A 20,846-nucleotide genomic window follows, 5' to 3' on the forward strand; every position below is an offset into this window, starting at 1 on the left:
TTTCGGAGTGTCGTTCAGGGCACTCTTGATCTGAATGCTCCGGATTTGCGATCCGGACCGCAATACAGGAAATCTGACATGTCTCGCACAGTAGTATGTGCCCTATACAAGTTCGTCACCCTTGAAGACCATGAGGCGTTGCGCCAGCCATTGCTGGATCTGATGCTGGAGCAGGGCGTGCGTGGCACGCTGCTGCTGGCGCATGAAGGGATCAATGGCACCATCGCCGGTAGCCGTGAAGGTATTGATGCCGTCTTGAACTGGCTCAAGTCCGATCCGCGCTTGGCTGAGCTGGATTACAAGGAATCCCGGGACAACCACAACCCCTTCTACCGCACCAAGGTCAAGCTCAAGAAGGAGATCGTGACGCTGGGAGTCGAGGGGGTTGATCCCAAGCGGGTGGTCGGCACTTACGTCAAGCCGCGTGACTGGAACGCCCTGATCAGCGATCCTGAGGTTGTGCTGGTGGATACGCGCAATGACTACGAGGTGCAGATCGGCACGTTCAAGAACGCGATCAATCCGGAGACCGAAACCTTTCGCGAGTTTCCAGAGTATGTTGATCAGTCACTCGACCCGAGCCGGCACAAGAAGGTTGCCATGTTCTGTACCGGCGGTATCCGTTGTGAAAAGTCGACGGCATTCCTGAAGGAAAAGGGATTTGAGGAGGTGTATCACCTGGAAGGGGGGATTCTGAAGTACCTGGAAGAGGTGCCGGAAGAAGAATCGCTCTGGGAGGGTGAATGCTTTGTGTTCGACAATCGTGTCTCGGTGAATCATCGTCTGGAGAAGGGACAGTACGATCAGTGTCATGCCTGTCGCATGCCCATCACCGAGGCAGACAAGCGCAGTGAGCAGTACGAGCAGGGCGTAAGCTGCCCGCACTGCCATGACCGACTGACCGAACGGCAGCGCGAGCGTTTTCGTCAGCGTGAGAAACAGGCGCAACTGGCCCGTGAGCGTGGAGAGGCGCACATCGGTGCCGATGCCCATGAGTCGATTGAGGCGCGTCGCGAACGCAAGCTGGCTGAGCGCGAAGCCCAACGCCGACGCTCGCAGCAGGGCGCCTCAGACTGAACCGGGCCGGCTGCAAACCGGCTTTACCCACCAGTGTTATGGCGTGCCCGGAAATGCATTTCGTGGGGCGCCATTTCATTACTCACCGCTGCGATGATTGACGGGTCCAGCTCCGGGTCATCCAGTGCGTGCAGTCCGCAAAGTGCCATCGCCTTGCGCACGTTGATATCCGTTCCCAGAAATTCATACAGCACCCGGGTGCAACAGGGCATGCGCTCGCTGTTGTCCGACACGCCAATGCGCAGCCCCGTCAGACGTGTAACCCGGTTTCTGAAGCTGGGAAAGAGGATGGTTTGCGTCAGCTCGTGGCGATTCAGGGTTTCATAATCGACCAGAAACAGTCGATCGCTCAGCATAACGGCAGCGCCCTGGTAGCGGTTATGGCAGGGTGGCTGGTGTTGTGTCGCGCGCATGCGCTCGGTCCGCTGGAAGACCACGTGCTCCTCTTGCCGCTCCAGACACACCAGCGTGCGAATCAACTGGCCCGGTGTCGACATGGACAGGTAGTACTCGAAATAGTATCCCAGATAGCGATCCAGCCCCTGATGGCCTGCATGCAGCAGGTGATCGATGTGACGGCTGATCGTGTCCTGCTCGGCCGGGCTGGTTGAGGCCTGGTGCGGCCTCACCTGTACCAGGCGCTGGAACTGGCTGTGCGGCAGTTGAATCTCGTGGGGTTCCACGCCAAAGAAATCACAGATACGTCTCAGGACATGCGCGGCCGGCATGAAACGACCGCTCAGGTAGCGGTTGAACTGCGGGCGGTTGATATTCAGCTGCCGACAGACATCCGCAATTGACTTGTGGTAGCTGCACAGCAGCCTCAGGTTCTGCGCAAAGTCGTCTTTCAAGCGTGTGCTCCGGGTGTGATCGGTCAAGGTGCGTCAGTGTGCACTGGTGCTTACAGGTGCTTTTAGTGCGCCAATATGCACCAGTGTGTATCCAGAATGCCAAATTCTAACAGGCCCGGGTTGTTGGTTAAATGTGCCGCTCGCATACAACAACAATAGCGGAGCTAGAGCATGTTGGAATTTCTGGGCAATCTTCTGTGGGGCAAGGTTTTGATCGCCTTGCTGATCTTCGTGGGTGTGGGTTTTACGCTCGCCTCACGCTTTGTGCAGTTTCGTTACTTCGGGCGCATGTTCCGAATCCTGAGCGCCAGTCAGGCGTTCAAAAAAGACAAGCATGGACACCTGAGTTCATTCCAGGCGCTTCTGCTGTCCGTTGCCGGGCGTGTGGGCGGTGGCAACATTGCGGGTGTTGCCGTGGCGATTACCCTGGGTGGACCGGGCGCCATTTTCTGGATGTGGGTGGTAGGCATGATGGGGATGGCGACCAGCTTCCTCGAATGCACCCTGGCGCAAACCTTCAAACAGGCAGAGCCTGACGGAACCTACCGTGGCGGCCCGGCTCACTACATCGCGCGAGGGCTTGGCAAGCGCTGGATCTGGCTGGCGGGCCTCTATTCGATTCTGCTTTTGATTACCTTTGGTTTCGGCTTTACGGCACTGCAGTCCTATGCGGTGGCAACGTCTGTGGGTGATGCCTTCGGTGTACCCGTGTATTACACCGGCATCGGTCTGGCCATGATTGTTGGCATCATCATTTTCGGCGGCGTCAAGCGGATCGCCCGTGTGGCCGAGATACTGGTGCCGATCATGGCGGGTGGCTACCTGCTGCTGGCGTTTGTGGTGCTGGGCATGAATCTGGAGCAGATTCCCGCCGTGATTACATTGATTGTGAAAAGTGCCTTTGGGCTTGAGCCTGTAGTGGGTGGCGGCATCGGCGCGGCGATCCTGATGGGGGTCAAGCGTGGCCTGTTCTCCAACGAAGCCGGTCTTGGCAGTGCGCCCAACGTGGCGGCAGTGGCCTACGTGCCGCACCCGGCCAATCAGGGCGTAGTGCAGGCCTTTTCCGTCTTCATCGATACGCTGATCATCTGCTCCGCTACGGCATTTATCATTCTGTTGAGCGGCATTTACGATCCGGCAGGTGCAAGTGATGTAGAGGGCGTTGCACTGACGCAGGCGGCGCTGGCGGATCATATCGGTGAATGGGGGCGCTCATTCGTCAGCGTGGCGCTGTTCCTGTTTGGTTTCAGCACCATTCTGTACAACTACTATCTGGGCGAGAACAGCCTCAACTTTTTCAGTACCGAGAATCAGAACCTGTTCAACGGCTTCCGCGTGGTCATCATCGGCCTGGTGTGCTGGGGCGCGACCACTGATCTGAGCACCGTGTTCGGATTCGCCGATGTGACCATGGGCCTGCTGGCGCTGGTGAACCTGATCGCCCTGATCGGGCTGATGAAGCCGGGGCTGCGCATCATGCGTGATTTCGACGAGCAGATTGCACAGGGATATGACCAGCCGGTGTTCGATGCCAAGCGGTTCAAGGATATGGACCTGGATGCGGCAGCCTGGGAAATCGAACCTGAAGACCTTGAGCGTATTGCCGGCAAAACGGCCAAGGCGCCTGCTGAATCCCTGAGCTGAACCTTTTCCGACCTCTTGCCCGGCTGCAAGGCCGGGCCTTTTTCAATTTCTATCAAGAGCCTGACAGCATGATGATGCGTGTTGAACACGATCTTTTGGGTGATCTGGAGGTGCCGCGTGATGCCTGGTACGGCATCCAGACACAGCGTGCACTCAATAACTTCTCCATTACGGGCGTGCCCATCAGCCATTTCCCGGCCTTTATCCGTGCGCTGGCGATGGTCAAGTCGTCTGCCGCCTGGGCCAACCGGGAGCTGGGTGTGCTGGAGGGGCGCAAGGCAGATGCCATCATGGCGGCCTGTGAAGACATCATTCAGGGTCAGCTGCATGACCAGTTTGTGGTGGACCTGATCCAGGGCGGCGCCGGCACATCCACGAACATGAATGCCAATGAGGTGATTGCCAACCTGGCGCTGGAGAAACTGGGGCACGCAAAAGGCGAATACCAGCACCTGCACCCCAATGATGACGTGAACCGATCCCAGTCAACCAATGATGCCTATCCGACAGCGGTCAATCTGGCGGTGCAGTTTGCTGCCGAGCCGCTGGAGCAATCGATTTTGAGCCTGATTGCGTCCCTTGAGCGCAAGGGCGTGGCCTTTGCGGATATCGTCAAGATGGGTCGTACCCAGATGCAGGATGCCGTTCCCATGACGCTGGGGCAGGAGTTTGAAGCTTTTGCGGTAAACCTGCGGGAGGATATCGATCGTCTGCATGAGGCATCGCGCCTGCTGTGCGAGGTGAATCTTGGCGGTACCGCGATCGGCACCGGTATCAATACGCCGGCCGGGTATCAGGCGCTGGCGGTTTCACGCCTGGCGGAAATCTCGGGCAAGCCGATTGTATCGGCCAGTAACCTGGTTGAAGCCAGCTCCGATATGGGCGCGTTCGTGATGTTTTCAGGCATCCTGAAGCGTTTTGCCATCAAGTTGGGTAAGATGTGTAACGACCTGCGTCTGCTCTCGAGTGGTCCGCGCACCGGCCTTGCCGAGATTCATCTGCCCCCGATGCAGCCAGGTTCGTCTATCATGCCGGGTAAGGTAAACCCTGTGATCCCGGAAGCTGTCAACCAGACCGCCTATCAGGTCATCGCCTCGGATCTGGCCGTGACCCTGGCGGCGGAAGCGGGACAGCTTCAGTTGAATGCCATGGAGCCGCTGATCGTGTACAACCTGTTGAACTCCATCAAAATGCTGACCTCTGCCTGTCGAATGCTGGAAGAACGCTGCATCGAAGGGATCGAAGCCAATCGAGAGCAGTGTGAGCGTCACGTCGACAACAGTATCGGTATTATCACCGCGCTGGTGCCGCATATCGGTTACGCCAACTCCACGCGTATCGCCTCACGTGCGCTGCAAAGCGGCAGCACCGTGCGCGAGCTGGTGCTGGCCGAGAACCTGATGGATGAAGAACAGCTGGACGCGATTCTCAGCCCGCGTGCCATGTTGTCGCCGGCGGTGCTTGCGTCATGAGCCGGGTGCTGGTGCTGTATACGGGGGGCACGATCGGCATGGTGTCGTCGGAGCAGGGGTATGTACCCCAGTCCGGCTTTGAAGCGGCGCTCAGATCGCGGCTGAACGACAAGCGCCTGCCTGACTTTGACGTGCTCGAGTTTGAGCAGCCGCTGGACAGCGCCAGCCTGGTGCCTGAAGACTGGAGCCGTATTGCTCGGATGCTTGAGCAGCACTGGCAGCGGTATGACGGTTTCGTGGTACTGCACGGGACAGATACCCTGGCCTACACGGCCTCTGCGCTGTCGTTCATGCTGCCGCAGCAGGATAAGTCGGTCGTGCTGACCGGCTCGCAGATTCCGCTCAGTCAGGCACGCAGCGATGCCATGGATAACCTGATCACCGCGCTGCAACTGGCTGCGCGGGATGATCTGGCGGAAGTATGTGTGTGTTTTAACGGTCGCATTATGCGCGGCAATCGCTGTCGCAAGGTCAGCAGTAACGCGCTGGCGGCCTTCGACTCGCCCAACTTCCCCTGGCTCGGTGAGGCCGGGATAGAGCTTGGTATCAGGCCGGAGCTGTTGCTGCCGGCGGCGCCCACCCGGTTTGAAATCTCACCCTGCCAGAGCGGGTCTGTGGCCATGCTGGGCTTTTATCCGGGCATGCAGGCATCGATGCTTGAAGCCTTGTGCACTCAGCCGGGCCTCAAGGGCATGGTGCTGACAACCTACGGGGTCGGTAATGCACCGGATGATCCGGCGCTGTTGAAAGTGCTGGGAAGCGCCGTCGAACGGGGGCTGACAGTGGTCAATCTGAGCCAGTGTCATCAGGGTCGGGTGGCTCAGGGCGCCTATGCCAGCGGATCCCTGCTGAACGGAATCGGTGTGATACCCGGTATGGATATGACGCCTGAAGCGGCATTTACCAAATTGCAGCACCTGACTGCGCTGTATGACCAGCCGGAGGCTGTGCGTGACAGAATGGTGATAAGCCTGCGGGGTGAGTGCAGTGCAGCATAAAAAAGGCCCCTCTTCCTGAGAAGAGGGGCAGCAAAGTGCAAACAACTCAAACGGCCAGAGTTGGAAGGGATGCGAGAGAGTTTCGAGGAAGAGCAAGAGCCAGCTCTCTCGCGTCCTGCTGGACAGGACACCTTAACTATCGTCCATTTTGTTGCATTGCACAATGCTGCTTTTAGACTATTTGAGTCTTAGAAATTAGTTCTTTTGTGCAGTGCGGAATAAAACGAGCCTAGAGTTCCAGGTTCATATGGCTGAACCGGAACGGGTGGGCTTCGTACGTGCCGATGACCCGCACCTCTTCCGCGAAAAAGTTCAGTTCCTGCATGGCGAATTTCATGGCCTGCTGATGGGGATGGCCTTCCACATCCAGGTGGAAGCTGGAAACCTGCATGGTTTCCGAGGCCATGTAGCTCTCAAGCTTCACCATGTTGACGCCGTTGGTGGCGAATCCGCCCAGCGCCTTGTACAGGGAGGCCGGAATGTTGCGTACCCGGAACATGAGCGAGGTCATGTAGCGAATGTTTCCATCCAGTGGCGGGATCATCTGGTCCTTGGACAGGATGATAAAGCGGGTGGTATTGCCGGTCTTGTCCTGAAAGTTTTCCTTCAGCACGTCCAGCCCGTACAGCTCTGCCGCCAGACTGGACGCAATGGCCGCGTGGCCCGGCTGGCGCTTCTCGGCCAGTTCGGCGGCTGAACCCGCCGTATCCAGTGCAGCAATCGGTTCAATCCCCAGTGCGCGCAGGTTTTCAGCACATTGCGCCAGCGCCTGAGGGTGTGAAGAAACCGTTTTTACATCCTCCAGCCGGGTGCCCGGCAGCGCCAGCAGGCAGTGGTTGACCGGCTCGAAGTGCTCGCCAATCACATGCAGGCGGGTTTTCGGCATCAGTCGGTAGATCTCTTCGACGCGCCCAGCCGTGGAGTTTTCAAGCGGAATCATGGCCAGTCGCGCTTCACCGCGTTCCACCATAAACATCGCTTCTACAAAGGATTCGCAGGCCTTGGGAGTCAATTCCGGATGCACGCGGCGGCAGGCCAGGTGAGAGTAAGCGCCCTGATGGCCCTGATAGGCGATGATGGTGTTCTGGGTCATGGTGTCCATACGTCGGCTGAAAAACGGAGGCGGTATTATGGCATACCCGGTGATCAGCTGAAAAAGATATCCGTATTTGCTACTGTTGCTGGCCGTTGGAGGAATGCCCATATGACCCCTGAACGTGAACAAAAGCTCCTGTCGGTGCTGGCCCGCCGGCAACCCGATCTCACCCTGATTGCTGAACAGGTCCACAAGCCGCGCAATATCTCGGCGTTGATCCGCAATTGTGACGCGGCGGGCATTGCCGAGGTTCAGGTGGTCAAGCCCAAAGAGGGATACCACAACTACCGGGGGACCGCTCTGGGCTCGGATCGCTGGCTGGATGTGGGGCTGCACGAGACCATTGATGCAGCGGTTGAGCAGGTTCGCACGCAGGGAATGAAGGTCTATGCGGCACACCTGTCCGACACGGCCGTGTCCTACCGAGAGGTGGATTACACTCTGCCCTGTGCCATTGTGATGGGGGCCGAGAAGGAGGGGATCAGTCCCCGTGCGGCCGAGTTGGCCGATGAACATGTCATTATTCCCATGCAGGGGGTGGTCAGCTCCCTGAATGTCTCCACCGCAGCGGGCATCATTCTGGCTGAGGTGATCGATCAGCGCTTGAAAGCGGGGCTTTATGATCAGTCACGCATGTCGCAAGAGTGGATCGCACGTAAACTGTTTGAAGCACGCCATCCGCGCGTTGCCGAGTTTTGCCGCCGCCGCAGGCTGGCCTACCCGGCATATGATGCGCGGGGCGAGATGCTGGAACCGGCTGCCTGGAACGAGCAGGTGACGGCTGGCACGGCACCCCGCCTTGAAACGGTCTGACCGGGAGTCTTCGTTGAACACGGGTTTATCGCGCCTGAAACGCCTGCCCCTCTGGTTGGCCGCAACCCTCTATGCCCTGATTATTCTCGCGGCTGCGCTGGGAGCAGGTGCGCTGTCCAGAGAGTGGGCGCTGTCTGCCCTGCACGTGCAAGGGGGCGACCGGCTGTTGGCCAGTATCAGCCAGATGCGCAAGGTGCTGGGTCAATACAATTACCTGCCTTTTCTGGTTGCGCAGAATACGGATGTGCACCGCCTGCTGGAGCAGCCGGCCAGCAGTCATCAGGCAACGGTGAACCGTGTGCTGGAGCAGCTGAATCTGGTGGCGGGGTCAACCGCGCTGTATGTGCTGGATCGCAGCGGGCAGCCGCTGGCCTACAGCAACTGGCGTGAACCCAGCGCACACCCGCGCAGCCCTGACCGTGACTCCCGCTATTTTACCCAGGCGCTGGCCGGGGAGCAGGGGCTGGAGCTGAGGCTCCGGCCGGATGACGATTTGGCCAGCCTGTACATGTCGGCGCCCATCTATACCGACCGGCTGGCAGGGGTCGCGGTCATGCGACTGGATATGGCGCAACTGCGTGCGCAGCTGTCGATTGATCACCCGCTTGTCGTCCAGTCACCGGGGGGCGAGCTGATTCTGGGTACTGCCCCGGTGTGGCCACTGCCAACCGTAGACACCTACACGTTGAGTGACGGTACCGCGTTGCAGCTGGTGGGTGAAGGCGGGCGGCAATGGCTGCTGCAGCGTGTTGTGCTGGATGATCTGCAATGGCAGGTGGCGGTGCTGACGGATATTCGACCGGCGTTGAACCGCTCGCGCATACTGATCGGTGCCGTACTCATCTCGGGTGTGGCGCTGGCCCTGCTGTTGCTGTATCTGCGGGAGACACGGCACAAGAAGCGCCTGCAGCGGCAACAGATGCTGGAGCGTGCGCGCAGTGAAGAGCAGCAGCGGGATATTATCAATACCGCTCAGGTGGGGCTCATTCACATTGACCGCTCCGGTCGCATCGAACTGATAAACCCGATGGGGATGCAGATCTTTGGCGTTTCCGTGGAGCTGGTGCGTCACCGCCCGGTAATGGAGTTTCTGGGTAAGGGGTTCGATGCGCGGCCCCTCAAGACAGCGCTGGATGCACTGGGAACGGAGCGGTTTCAGCCGTTGACCGGACTGGAAGTGGTGGGGCAGCGAGGGGATGGTTCGGCTTTCCCGATGATGATTTCCATTCGGCAGATGGACCGCCACCCTGAACTGGGCTATCTGGTCACCGTGATCGATATCAGTCGCCGCAAACGGCTTGAACAGGCGCTGCGTGAAGCCAATGAATCACTGGAGCAAAAGGTGGTAGAGCGCACGCGAGCACTGGAGGAAGCTCAGGCCGAGCTGGTACAGGCCGGCAAGCTGGCGGCGCTGGGGCGGATGTCCGCATCGGTTGTGCACGAGCTGAACCAGCCCATGACGGCCATGAGAACCTACCTGGCCATCGCAAAGCGCCTGCTGGAGCAACCCGAGGCACTGACACGCAACCTCAGGCAACAGGAAGAGCTGCTGGATCGCATGGCCCTGATCACCGGTCAGCTCAAGACCTTTGCCTATCGCAAGCCCGAGCGAATTGAACCGGTGTGCCTGCGCCAGATGCTGAATCAGGTATTGCAGATGTTTCGGGGCCGTTTCGAAGAACTGAAGCTGAAGCTGGACTATCAGGAACCGGAAGCCGGGCTGCGTGTGGCAGGTGATAACGCACGCTATGAGCAGGTCATGATCAACTTGATCAAGAATGCCTGTGATGCCATGTCCACGCAGAGCGGTGAACACCGGCTGCGCATTCAGGTGATGGCCCCTGAGGCCGGGCGTGTTGTGTTGGAGGTAGCGGACAATGGCCCGGGAATAGCGCCGGAACATCGCGGTCACCTGTTTGAGCCCTTTTTTACCACCAAGGAGGTAGGGCAGGGGCTCGGGCTGGGGCTGGCGATCGTCAGCAGCATTCTGCGAGACCTGGGCGGCGAAATCGAAATTATGGATACAGAGCAGGGGGCCTGCTTCAGGCTAACCGTGCCCTTGTTTGATGAGCAGGAGACAACCGAATGATGATGCCGGGTCGCGTCATGCTGGTGGATGATGAAGCGATGGTGCGTGAAGCGACCAGCCAGTGGCTGGAGCTGTCAGGCTTTGAAGTGGAAGCCTATGAGGCTGCTGAGGCTGCGCTGGCCAGGATCACGCCCGAAACGGATGCAGTCCTGCTGACGGATGTGCGTATGCCGGGCATGGATGGGCTTGAATTGATGCGGGAAGCCTTGCAACGCGCTCCGGATCTGCCGGTTATCCTCCTGACGGCGCATGGTGATGTGGACATGGCGACAGATGCGATGCGTGCCGGTGCCTATGATTTCATCGAAAAGCCCTATGTCCCTGACCGTCTGGTCGAGCGAATTCAGCGCGCCTGTGAAAAGCGCCGACTCACGCTTGAGAACCTGCGTCTGCAGCAGAATCTGGCCAGCCGCAGCGGGCTGGATGCACGGCTGATCGGGATCTCGCCAGCGATCCAGCGGGTCAGGAATGAGCTGCTTGCTCTGGCCGAGCTGGACACCAATGTGATCATTTATGGTGAAACGGGAACCGGCAAGGAGCTGGTTGCGCAGTGCCTGCATGACTACAGCAACCGTGCCCGGCACCACTTCGTACCGATCAACTGCGGCGCCATTCCGGAAAACCTGATCGAAAGTGAGCTGTTCGGCCATGAAGCGGGCGCGTTTACCCATGCTGCCAAGCGCCGTATCGGGAAGTTCGAGTACGCCAGCAAGGGCACACTCTTTCTCGATGAGATTGAAAGCATGCCGCTGAACCTGCAGGTGAAGGTACTGCGTGCATTGCAGGAGCATCAGATCGAACGGCTGGGCGCAAATGCTCCGATTCCGGTGGATCTGCGTGTTATTGCCGCTGCCAAGGTCGATCTGCGGGATGATCCCAACTTCAGGGAAGATCTCTTCTACCGCCTGAACGTGTCCGAGCTGCACATTCCCCCTTTGCGTGAGCGGATTGAGGATGTACCGCTGCTGTTCGCACACTATGTGCATCGGGGCGCCGTCGATCATGATCGTGAGCCGCGTACTCTGTCAGATCATGATATTGATGCGCTGCAATCCTATGCCTGGCCCGGGAACGTGCGTGAACTGAAGAACATCGCGATCCGTTATGCCATCGACCCCCGTGCCAGCCTGGTGGATCTTCTGTCCCGCCAGCAGCAGATGCAGTTCAAGCCGGTGGTGACACGGCCCAATCTGCCACTGGCGGTTCAGGTCGCCGATTACGAGGCACGCCTGATACGGGAGGCGCTGGAAAAGCACCGGGGCAATATCAAGGCCGTGATGGAAGCACTGGATCTGCCCCGCCGAACGCTGAACCAGAAAATGGTGCGCTATGGGCTGAATCGGGCTGATTTTACCGAGGAATAGGCCGATTTTTGCTTATCGTATTGCCGGGGTTTCGGCTGTTTTTTGCTTATTCAGCTTTTGGTCCTTTTGTAAATATCTTTTAAATCAAATAGATATGGTTTTTGGGTGAGTTGGCCCGATTTCTGCTATTCCTACAGGTGTCTTTAACAACAATGAAAACGACAACCTGAGGAATCAATATGAATCTTGGCAAACGCACTCTCATCAAGGCGATTGGGCTCTCCATGGCTGTTGGCGCCGTTGCGGGCCCGGCCGGTCTTGCACAGGCGGCGGATGACAACCGTTCCTACATTCTGGCAACCGCTTCAACCGGTGGCACCTACTATCCCGTGGGTGTTGCGCTGGCGACCCTGACCAAGGTGAAGCTGGAGCCGACTCAGGGCATTTCCATGTCGGCCATCAACTCCGCCGGCTCCGGTGAGAACATCAAGCTGCTGCGTGAGAACGAAGCACAGTTTGCGATCCTGCAGGGCCTCTACGGTGCCTGGGCGTGGAGTGGTGAAGGTGCCATGGAAGCCTCCGGCAAGCAGGAAAACCTGCGCTCTGTCAGCATGCTGTGGCAGAACGTTGAGCACTTCGTGGTTCGCAGCAAGTACGCTCAGACCGGCACCATCAGTGACCTGAAAGGTCTCGAAGGCGAGAAGTTCTCCATCGGCAAGAAAAACTCCGGTACTGAAGGCTCAGGCCGCACTATTCTGGGCAACCTGGGGATCAACGTTGATGGCTTCAGCCTGGCACACATGGGCTATGGCGCCTCTGCCGATGCGCTGCAGAACGGCACCATCGATGGCATGAACATTCCGGCAGGCGTGCCGGCTTCAGCCATTACCCGTGCCTATGCGGCCATGGGCGATGACATTCGCGTGCTGGACTTCACTGACGAGCAGATGAAAGAAGCCAATGGCAACTATCAGCTCTGGACCCGTTACGTGATCCCGGCCAACACCTATCCGGGTCAGACCAAAGACATCAACACCATGGCACAGCCGAACTTCCTGGCCGTGCGTGATGACATCAGCGAAGAAGATGTCTACCTGCTGACCAAAACCGTCTATGAAAACCTGCCGTTCCTGAACAGCATCCACAAAGCGACCAAAGCCATGGCGCTGGAAAAAGCGATTGCCGGTCTGCCGGTTCCGCTGCACCCGGGTGCTGCGCGCTACTACCGTGAAATGGGTATCAGCATTCCGGATCACCTGATCGCTGAATAACCCGCTTCTCAGGGATCGGCCATTTTTGGCCGATCCTTTTCCGTAACCGCTGTATTCAGGAATGAAGTGATGTCTGCTTCCCCACAAACCGACCAGCAAACCGCTGAACAGCTTAAATCCATGGAGCTGACTCAGCGTGATGAGCAAGGACCGACCGGGCGCTTCGTCTATTGGGCCGGTGTACTCTTTGCCCTGGCCCATATCTATTTCAACACCCTCGGCACGCTGTCCGAGCTCTGGGTGTCGGCGATCCACTTTTCCGGTTTCGCACTCATGTGTGCCCTGATGGTGCCGCTGTCGAGAAAGCATGGGCATGCCCGTTGGACGGTTGCCATTGATGTCGTCATCGGCCTGGTGGCCATAGCAACCACGATCTACCTGATAGCATTTGAAGATGCGCTCTATGAGCGCGGCGTTCACTTTATTGCCACTGACTGGGTGGTGGCAGTTGTTGCCATTCTGGTGGCGCTGGAAATGACCCGCCGTACCACAGGCTGGTTTATTCCCTGTCTGATCCTGTTCTCGCTGACCTATGTGTTCTGGTGGGGGCAGTATGTCGATGGCATGTTCAATTTTCCGGGCCTGAGTCTGGAAACCGTGCTCTATCGCAGTTATTTCTCGTCCGAGGGGATGTTCGGCTCCATTGCCCGTATCTCCTGGACCTACGTATTCATGTTTATTCTGTTCGGCGCCTTTCTGGTTAAATCGGGTGCCGGCGACTTTATTATCGAGCTGTCCCGCTGTGCAGCCGGCCGCATGATTGGTGGCCCCGGCTTTGTTGCGGTACTGGGCTCCGGCCTGATGGGCTCTGTATCGGGCTCCTCTGTTGCCAACACCGTGTCGACCGGTGTCATCACCATTCCACTGATGCGCAAGGCCGGCTTTCCGTCCCGGTTTGCGGCGGGGGTCGAAGCGGCTGCATCAACCGGTGGTCAGTTGATGCCGCCGGTGATGGGGGCGGGTGCCTTTATCATGGCGTCCTACACCCAGATTCCCTATGTTGAAATCATCGCCATTGCGGCCTTGCCGGCGCTGCTGTACTTCCTGTCGGTCGGTTTCTATGTGCGCGTTGAGGCACGTCGCAGTCATGCGCATGCGGTTGAGATGGATGTGCGTCCGGTGCGAGAAGTGCTCAAGGAGGGCTGGCACTGCCTGCTGCCGCTGGTTGTGCTGGTGGCGCTGCTGATCTATGGCTTTACACCCACCTATGCGGCCGGTATCTCGATTATTTCGGTGGTGCTGGCGTCCTGGATCTCACCGAAGAAAATGGGCCTGCGCGATATTCTGGATGCACTGGCGCAGGGCTCTCGTAACATGGCGACAACCGCGATGCTGCTTGTGGCCGTTGGCCTGGTCGTCAACGTTGTCGCCATGACCGGCATCGGCAACACCTTCTCGTTGATGGTGACCGACTGGGCCGGCGGCAGTCTGCTGATCACACTGGTGCTGGTGGCACTGGCATCACTGGTGCTGGGCATGGGGCTTCCGGTCACGGCGGCCTACATTGTACTGGCAACCCTGTCGGCACCGGCGCTGTACAGCCTGATGGCAGAACGCGAACTGTTGGAGCTGATGATCAACGGCAACCTGCCCGAGGCGGCACGTGCCATCTTCATGCTGGTCGATCCCAACAGCCTGACGGCACTGGCTGCGCCCATGAGTGAGGCACAGGCCACGGGACTGCTGGAACAGGTGCCGCCCGATTTCAAGGGGCAGCTGCTGGATCAGGCCATTGATGCCGAGAAGCTGGGCATGATCCTGCTGGCGGCACACATGATTATCTTCTGGCTGTCGCAGGACTCCAATGTGACACCGCCGGTCTGTCTGACCGCCTTTGCGGCGGCAGCCATTGCGCGCACGCCTCCAATGAAGACCGGTTTCACTGCCTGGAAAATTGCCAAGGGGCTGTATATCGTACCGCTGCTGTTTGCCTACACCGGCTTTATTGGTGGCAGTGTTGAAGAGGTTCTGACGATTTTCCTGTTCGGTGTCCTGGGTCTCTATGCCTTTGTCGGCTTTATGGAAGGGTATTTGGAAGGGCCGCTGAATCCGGTATTCAGGGTGATCAGTGGTGCCTGCGCCGTCGGTCTGCTCTGGCCGCATGGGCAACTGGCATATGATCTGATTGCCGCAGCGGCGTTCGTGGGCCTGTTCATCTACAGCCGCTCGCTGGCTCCGGCGGTAGAGGTGAAGGGATAACACCATGCAAAACCAGTATGACTATATTGTGGTGGGCGGCGGCATCCTCGGGTTGTCGACGGCCCGCCAGTTGCAGCAGCGTTTTCCCGGCAAACGGGTGCTGGTGCTTGAAAAGGAGCCAGCGCCGGCCCGCCATCAGACTGGACACAACTCCGGCGTCATTCACGCCGGCGTATATTACAAGCCGGGCAGCCTGAAGGCGCGCTTTTGCAAGGCGGGGAATGCAGCCACCAAGGCTTTTTGCCGTGAACATGACATTCCCTTTGATGAATGTGGCAAGCTGCTGGTCGCCACCAATGAAGTGGAGCTTGAGCGGATGCAGGGGCTGATCGGCCGCTGTGCTGAAAACGAGCTGTCTATTGAAGTGCTGGATGCCGACCAGTTAAAGGCACGGGAGCCCAACATCACCGGCGTTGGGGGCATTTTCGTGCCCTCGACCGGTATTGTCAGCTATACCCGCATCTGCGAAAAGATGGCTGAGCTGGTCGAGGCTGAAGGCGGCGATGTGCGTTTTGGCACCGAGGTGCGAGCCATCAATGAACAGCCTGATCAGATCAGGGTAGACACCTCACAAGGTGAGTTTACGGGTGGTTTTATGGTGGCCTGTGCGGGCCTGATGTCGGATCGAATTGTCCGCATGCTGGGGCAAACACCGGCCTTCAAGATCATCCCTTTTCGGGGAGAGTACTTCCTGCTGCCGCCACAGCACAACGGGATTGTTAACCACCTGATCTACCCGATTCCCGACCCCGACCTGCCGTTTCTGGGCGTGCATCTGACACGGATGATCGATGGAACAGTGACGGTGGGGCCCAACGCGGTATTGGCGTTCAAGCGAGAGGGCTACCGCAAGACCGATATCAGCCTTAAGGACACGGCCGAGATGCTGATGTATCCCGGTTTGTTGAAAATGCTGGCACGCAACCTCAGGCCGGGCCTGATGGAGATGAAAAACAGCCTGTTCAGGCGGGGATATCTGGAGCAGGTGCGCAAGTACTGCCCTCAACTGACACTGGATGACCTCAGTCCCTATCCGGCCGGTGTGCGTGCTCAGGCCGTTGCGCCCGATGGCTCACTGGTGGATGATTTCCTGTTCGTACAATCGAGCCGGAGCCTGGTGGTATGTAACGCGCCATCACCGGCGGCGACATCTGCCATTCCCATCGGTGAGCACATTGTTGACCGTGTCAGCGAGCAGCCGGGGGCGGTTTGATCCGCCCTCGGCATGATGCTGGTCAAAGTGTGAACGGATGCTGACAGTGGACACTGATCTTTGCTTGAGTCCCGAACGGTAATTCGGTAGTTTGGCTTCATAATAATAGTCCTTGTGGAGCCTTCCATTTGCTTTTCTCCGCACTCAGTCGAGCAGTCAGGCTGATCTACCCGCTTATTTGCGCGGTCTTCATACTGTCGTCCCAGGCAGTTGCCGAGACACAGCTGTCCGACGGCCCCGACTTCAAGGCGGTCTTCACGGAAGCCAACCTCCCCATGCTGCTGATCGAGCCCGAGAGCGGCCGGATCGTTGCCTCCAACGCAGCCTCAGCCGCTTTCTATGGCTATTCGAAGCAACAGCTCGAGTCCATGAGTATTCAGGACATCAACACGTTCACGCCGGAGCAAGTCAAGGCCGAGCGTGCACTGGCTGAATCGGAAGGGCGTAACTACTTCATTTTCCGGCACCGTCTGGCCGATGGTGAGGTCAGGACCGTAGAAGTCTATTCAAGGCCTTACACCTTTGACGGGCGCTCGCTCCTGTACTCCATCATCAACGACATCACGCCCGGACGCCACCAGGCGGCCGACCTCTGGCACTACCAGGAGCGGCTCGAGCAGATGGTGGATGCCCAGGTGGGGCAAATCGAACAAAACCGCAAGCACCAGCTCCTGTTGCTGCTGGCAGGCTTGCTGGTGCAGGCGCTGGTGATCGTGCTGCTGATACGCAATATCAGACACCGAAAAGAGCTCGAAAAGCAGCGTGCCGCGGCCAACCGGGCACTGGAAGAAAGCCGCTACCAGCTTGAAGAGGCGCAGCGCATTGCCAAGGTTGGCAGCTGGGTGCTCGATCACGAAAAGGGTGAAATGGTCTGCTCCAGTCAGATGCGGCATATTCTGGAGATTGACGAAAATGAAGACCCTGCCGTGGTCTATCGCCGCGCCTGGGAGCGCGTGCACCCCGATGACCTGGAGCGTTTGAAGGATACCTACAGCAACGCGCTTGAGAGTGCCTCTCCCTATGATATTGAGCACCGTCTGCTGATGCCGGATGGTCGCGTCAAGTTCATCCATGTGCGGGCGGAAAACCGAGTGGTCGACAGTTCCGGCCGACCCATGACGCTTGGCACCGTACAGGATATTACTCGTCAGCATGTGGTGCAGGATGCCTTGACGGCTCTGGCAACCGATTATGCTTCACTGGCAGGCATCGACTTTTACCGTGCAGTATGCCGGCATTTAGCAGATGCACTCGGTCTTGACTACGTATTTGTCGGGGCCCTGTCTCCGAACCATGAGTCGGTTGATGTGATTGCCGGAGCGGCTCTGCAAGGAGATATTACTCCTTTCCGCTATGGCTTGAAGGGGACTCCCTGCAATGATGTTATGGAGTGCTCCATGGAGGTTCACGCCCACAGTATACAGGCGATGTTTCCTGAGGATGAGCTGCTGCAGGAGATGGGAATTGAGTCCTACGTGGGCAGTTCGCTGCTGGACAAGCAGCAACAGCCGATGGGCATTCTGGTTGGTTTGGGATGCCGCCCCTTGAGGGAAGAAGCGCTGGCTGAAGAGCTGTTTCGTGTCTTCGTGGGTCGAGTGGACGCTGAAATGCAGCGCAGCCAGGCCGAGCATAAGGTTGAGCAGCTGGATGCCTATCGCGAGATTGTGCTGAAGTTTTCCAACCGTTTTATCAACCTGAGCCTGCCGGAAGTGGATGATGCGATCCAGCAGGCGCTGCATGAGATTGGCGCCTTTATCGGTGCCGATAGCTGTTACCTGTTTGAATACGACTTCGACGACCAGCAGTTCTCCATGACCCATGAATGGTGTGTGGACGGGCTTGAAGGCTGGAAGGACCGCCTGCAGGGTATTCCGCTGGCCAATATGCCGAGCTGGACGCAACGGCACTCTCAGGGTGAGGCGATTGTGGTGCCGGATGTTGGCGAACTGGAAGAGCGCTTCGTCGCCGATATCATTCGCGAGCGTGGCCTCAAGAGCTTTATTGATCAGCCATTGATGAGTGAGAGTGGCTGCATTGGATTCGTGGGTGTTTCCAGTCGGGAAAAACAGATTTTTGATGATCAGACCGTCGCGTTGCTGGAGTTGCTGGCAGGCCTGCTCACCAACATTCGCAAGCGACAGGAGACAGAAGGCCAGCTGCAGTTGTCCGCAAGCGTGTTCGACAACGCGGATGAAAGCATCATGATCACCGACCCGGATGGCAAGATCCTCTCGGTCAATCAGGCGTTTGTGCGTACAACGGGCTATTCCGCGGAAGAAGCCAAGGGGCAGGACCCGGTATTCATGAATGTACATGAGGCTGACCCTGATTATCGTGATCGGGTCTGGGAGCGCCTGAAGCGCTTTGGCTACTGGAAAGGGGAAGTGTGGAATCGCCATCGGGAAGGTGAGCGCTACGCGGTGCTGCAGAAGATCAACGCCTTCTTTGACCAGACAGGGGCATTGAAAGGCTATGTCTCACTGATGTCCGACATCACCACCCTCAAGCATCAGCAGCACCAGCTTGAACGCATTGCGCACTTTGACGCACTGACCGGACTGCCCAACCGTACCCTGCTGGCGGACCGGATGCAGCAGGCCATCGCACTGGCCAATCGCACGCATTCCAGCGTTGCCATCCTGTTCATCGATCTGGATGGATTCAAGCTGATCAACGACACCCACAGCCATGCCGTGGGTGATCAGCTGCTGATTCAGGTGGCGCAGCGCATGAAAGAGGTGATGCGTCAGGAAGATACTCTGGCTCGGCTGGGCGGGGATGAATTTGTCGCTGTGCTGATGAACCTGGAACAGACGGAAGACAGTATTCCGGTGATCCGCCGCTTGCTTGATTCGGTGTCTGACCCCTTCCGAGTGAAGGGGCTGGGCCTTCGCGTGTCTGCCAGTATCGGGGTTGCCTTCTACCCGCAGCAGGAGAACCTGGATGCCGACCAGCTGTTGCGACAGGCTGACCAGGCGATGTATCAGGCCAAGCAGGCCGGCAAGAACCGCTATCAGTTCTTCGATGTTGAACGTGATCGGGCCCTTCGGACTCAGCACGACAGCCTCGAAAGTATCCGGCTGGCGATGAGCAACCGTGAGCTGGTGCTGCATTTCCAGCCCAAGGTGAATATGCGCACCGGTGATGTGATTGGCTGTGAAGCTCTGATTCGCTGGCAGCATCCGGAGCGTGGCCTCTTGCCGCCTGCCGCCTTCCTGCCGGTTATTGAAAACCATCCGATCGCGATCGAGGTCGGTGAGTGGGTGCTGGAAACCGCGCTGGACCAGGTGCTTGCATGGCGACAGGAAGGGCTGGAGATTCCGGTCAGTGTCAACATCGACGCCATTCATCTTCAGCACAGCGAGTTTATCCCCTCCATCAAGAAGATGCTGGATCGACGACCGGGTATCCGCCGAGGTGACCTGGAGCTGGAAATACTGGAAACCACGGCGCTTGAAGACGTGGAGCAGGTATCAGCCATCATTGATGAGTGCAGCAGTTTGGGAGTCGGTTTTGCACTGGATGATTTTGGCACAGGCTACTCGTCACTGACCTATTTGAAGCGACTGCCGGCCCAGATGCTGAAGATCGACCGCAGCTTTGTGCGTGACATGCTGGTAGACCCGGATGACCTGGCCATTCTCAAGGGGGTGATCCAGCTGGCGGGTGCGTTCCGACGTGAGGTGATTGCTGAAGGGGTCGAGACGGAAGAGCACGGCCGTGAGCTGCTGTCGCTCGGGTGTGATCTCGGTCAGGGGTACGCCATTGCGCGTCCCATGCCGGCCGATGACATGCCGGCATGGTATTGGCGGTGGCAGCAGCACTATATGGCAGCTGCGGAACCTCTGGACAGCTGATCAGGCGTTTACCTGACGCACGGGCTGTCCCTGCTTGAACTGTTCGATGTTCTCACGGGTCTGACGAATGATCGTTTCCCGGGCCTGAACGCTGCCCCAGGCGGAATGCGGGGTCACGATCAGGTTGGGGATGCTGTCATCCAGCAGGATATTGCCGTTACGGGGTGGCTCTTCACTGAGCACATCGGTCGCGGCACCGCCCAGATGCCCATCACACAGCGCAGCCTTGAGAGCGGCTTCATCCACAATCCCACCGCGCGCGGCATTGATCAGGAAGCTTCCCGGCTTCATTGTCGCCAGCGCTGCGGCATCAATCAGGTTTCGGGTCTGGTCGGTGAGCGGGCAGTGCAGCGTCAGCACATCAGCACGTTTCAGCACTTCATCAAATGCCACGCGATCATCGGGTACAGTCTCACTGCCGGGGCGGGCCGAGATCAGCACCTGCATGCCAAAGCAGGCTGCCAGCCTTGCGACTTCCTGACCCAGAGCGCCATAGCCCACCAGGCCCAGCGTACGCCCGCTCAGTTCCAGAATCGGATAATCCAGCAGACAGAACTGCGTCGAGCGGTTCCAGTCCCCCTGTCTGACGGCCCTGTCATACGCAAGCAGTTGCGTGTGGAGCGCGAGCATCAGCCCCAGTACATGCTGGGCGACCGAGTGCACGCCATACCCCTGAGAATTACAGACCGGGATGCTTCGTGCGCGGGCGGCTTCCAGATCAACGTTGTTCACGCCAGTGGCGACAACACAGATCAATTTGAGCTGATCGGCAGCACGGATATGTTCGGCACTGAGCACCACCTTGTTGGTGATAACGATGTCATAGCCCTGAATACGTTCCGCGACCTCATCGGCAGAGGTTGCGCTGTAGCACTGCAGCGCATCAACCGAGTTGGCCAGTGGCGACAGGTCCAGATCATCGAGGCTTTGGGTGTCCAGAAAAACGGCTTTCATAACCTGTC

14 protein-coding genes are annotated in these 20,846 nt (G+C 58.3%); 11 read left to right on the plus strand and 3 right to left on the minus strand.

The genetic code is table 11. The features are described from left to right. Positions 1-78: 78 nt before the first annotated feature. The gene (gene trhO, locus H9C73_RS04730) at positions 79-1,077 is read left to right on the plus strand and encodes an oxygen-dependent tRNA uridine(34) hydroxylase TrhO (protein ID WP_209286648.1); all 999 of its coding nucleotides are present in this window, start codon (positions 79-81) and stop codon (positions 1,075-1,077) included. Between the two features lie 23 nt (positions 1,078-1,100). On the opposite strand, the gene H9C73_RS04735 is transcribed toward trhO, so the two are convergent. Beyond that, positions 1,101-1,928: a helix-turn-helix domain-containing protein gene (locus H9C73_RS04735; RefSeq protein ID WP_209286649.1), complete on the minus strand. Its 828-nt coding sequence runs from the start codon at positions 1,926-1,928 to the stop codon at positions 1,101-1,103. A gap of 171 nt (positions 1,929-2,099) precedes the next feature. Between H9C73_RS04735 and H9C73_RS04740 the strand changes: the two genes are divergently transcribed. From H9C73_RS04740 to H9C73_RS04750, 3 genes are all read left to right on the plus strand, one after another. After that, positions 2,100-3,572 carry an alanine/glycine:cation symporter family protein gene (locus H9C73_RS04740; protein WP_209286650.1) on the plus strand — a complete coding sequence of 491 codons (1,473 nt, stop codon included), beginning with the start codon at positions 2,100-2,102 and terminating at the stop codon, positions 3,570-3,572. A 68-nt stretch (positions 3,573-3,640) separates the two neighbouring features. Next, the gene (locus H9C73_RS04745; RefSeq protein ID WP_209286651.1) at positions 3,641-5,044 is read left to right on the plus strand and encodes an aspartate ammonia-lyase; all 1,404 of its coding nucleotides are present in this window, start codon (positions 3,641-3,643) and stop codon (positions 5,042-5,044) included. Further along, positions 5,041-6,042 carry a type I asparaginase gene (locus tag H9C73_RS04750; protein ID WP_209286652.1) on the plus strand — a complete coding sequence of 334 codons (1,002 nt, stop codon included), beginning with the start codon at positions 5,041-5,043 and terminating at the stop codon, positions 6,040-6,042. Before H9C73_RS04745 ends, H9C73_RS04750 begins: the two co-directional genes overlap by 4 nt. A gap of 229 nt (positions 6,043-6,271) precedes the next feature. Here H9C73_RS04750 and H9C73_RS04755 read toward each other — a convergent pair whose 3' ends face one another. Then, positions 6,272-7,135, minus strand: a complete 864-nt coding sequence (locus H9C73_RS04755; RefSeq protein ID WP_209286709.1) for a prephenate dehydratase — start codon at positions 7,133-7,135, stop codon at positions 6,272-6,274. Positions 7,136-7,246: 111 nt separating this feature from the next. Here H9C73_RS04755 and trmH point away from each other — a divergent pair, with 111 nt between their 5' ends. The 7 genes from trmH (at position 7,247) to H9C73_RS04790 (ending at position 19,884) form a co-directional block, all read left to right on the plus strand. Further along, positions 7,247-7,951 carry a tRNA (guanosine(18)-2'-O)-methyltransferase TrmH gene (trmH, locus tag H9C73_RS04760; protein ID WP_209286653.1) on the plus strand — a complete coding sequence of 235 codons (705 nt, stop codon included), beginning with the start codon at positions 7,247-7,249 and terminating at the stop codon, positions 7,949-7,951. A 13-nt stretch (positions 7,952-7,964) separates the two neighbouring features. Further along, complete coding sequence (locus H9C73_RS04765; RefSeq protein ID WP_209286654.1) at positions 7,965-10,040, plus strand: sensor histidine kinase; 2,076 nt, start codon at positions 7,965-7,967, stop codon at positions 10,038-10,040. Further along, the gene (locus tag H9C73_RS04770) at positions 10,037-11,404 is read left to right on the plus strand and encodes a sigma-54-dependent transcriptional regulator (protein WP_209286655.1); all 1,368 of its coding nucleotides are present in this window, start codon (positions 10,037-10,039) and stop codon (positions 11,402-11,404) included. The genes H9C73_RS04765 and H9C73_RS04770 overlap by 4 nt, the downstream gene beginning before the upstream one ends. Before the next feature lie 179 nt (positions 11,405-11,583). After that, the gene (locus tag H9C73_RS04775) at positions 11,584-12,615 is read left to right on the plus strand and encodes a TAXI family TRAP transporter solute-binding subunit (protein WP_209286656.1); all 1,032 of its coding nucleotides are present in this window, start codon (positions 11,584-11,586) and stop codon (positions 12,613-12,615) included. Positions 12,616-12,684: 69 nt separating this feature from the next. Continuing rightward, complete coding sequence (locus H9C73_RS04780; RefSeq protein ID WP_209286657.1) at positions 12,685-14,814, plus strand: TRAP transporter permease; 2,130 nt, start codon at positions 12,685-12,687, stop codon at positions 14,812-14,814. Between the two features lie 4 nt (positions 14,815-14,818). After that, on the plus strand, positions 14,819-16,027 hold the full coding sequence (lhgO, locus tag H9C73_RS04785; RefSeq protein ID WP_209286658.1) for an L-2-hydroxyglutarate oxidase: 1,209 nt from the start codon (positions 14,819-14,821) through the stop codon (positions 16,025-16,027). A gap of 128 nt (positions 16,028-16,155) precedes the next feature. After that, positions 16,156-19,884, plus strand: a complete 3,729-nt coding sequence (locus H9C73_RS04790) for an EAL domain-containing protein (protein ID WP_209286659.1) — start codon at positions 16,156-16,158, stop codon at positions 19,882-19,884. Here H9C73_RS04790 and H9C73_RS04795 read toward each other — a convergent pair whose 3' ends face one another. Continuing rightward, positions 19,885-20,838 carry a 2-hydroxyacid dehydrogenase gene (locus H9C73_RS04795; RefSeq protein ID WP_209286660.1) on the minus strand — a complete coding sequence of 318 codons (954 nt, stop codon included), beginning with the start codon at positions 20,836-20,838 and terminating at the stop codon, positions 19,885-19,887. Positions 20,839-20,846: the final 8 nt, after the last annotated feature.

The sequence above is a fragment of the Marinobacterium alkalitolerans genome (assembly GCF_017776525.1).
Taxonomy (GTDB): domain Bacteria; phylum Pseudomonadota; class Gammaproteobacteria; order Pseudomonadales; family Balneatricaceae; genus Marinobacterium; species Marinobacterium alkalitolerans.

What these genes read in the sequence shown, in the direction of transcription:
- trhO (WP_209286648.1), top strand. Translation starts at nt 79, where the DNA reads ATGTCTCGCACAGTAGTATGTGCCCTATACAAGTTCGTCACCCTTGAA.
- H9C73_RS04740 (WP_209286650.1), top strand. Translation starts at nt 2,100, where the DNA reads ATGTTGGAATTTCTGGGCAATCTTCTGTGGGGCAAGGTTTTGATCGCC.
- H9C73_RS04745 (WP_209286651.1), top strand. Translation starts at nt 3,641, where the DNA reads ATGATGATGCGTGTTGAACACGATCTTTTGGGTGATCTGGAGGTGCCG.
- H9C73_RS04750 (WP_209286652.1), top strand. Translation starts at nt 5,041, where the DNA reads ATGAGCCGGGTGCTGGTGCTGTATACGGGGGGCACGATCGGCATGGTG.
- H9C73_RS04755 (WP_209286709.1), bottom strand. Translation starts at nt 7,135, where the DNA reads ATGACCCAGAACACCATCATCGCCTATCAGGGCCATCAGGGCGCTTAC.
- trmH (WP_209286653.1), top strand. Translation starts at nt 7,247, where the DNA reads ATGACCCCTGAACGTGAACAAAAGCTCCTGTCGGTGCTGGCCCGCCGG.
- H9C73_RS04770 (WP_209286655.1), top strand. Translation starts at nt 10,037, where the DNA reads ATGATGATGCCGGGTCGCGTCATGCTGGTGGATGATGAAGCGATGGTG.
- H9C73_RS04775 (WP_209286656.1), top strand. Translation starts at nt 11,584, where the DNA reads ATGAATCTTGGCAAACGCACTCTCATCAAGGCGATTGGGCTCTCCATG.
- H9C73_RS04780 (WP_209286657.1), top strand. Translation starts at nt 12,685, where the DNA reads ATGTCTGCTTCCCCACAAACCGACCAGCAAACCGCTGAACAGCTTAAA.
- lhgO (WP_209286658.1), top strand. Translation starts at nt 14,819, where the DNA reads ATGCAAAACCAGTATGACTATATTGTGGTGGGCGGCGGCATCCTCGGG.
- H9C73_RS04795 (WP_209286660.1), bottom strand. Translation starts at nt 20,838, where the DNA reads ATGAAAGCCGTTTTTCTGGACACCCAAAGCCTCGATGATCTGGACCTG.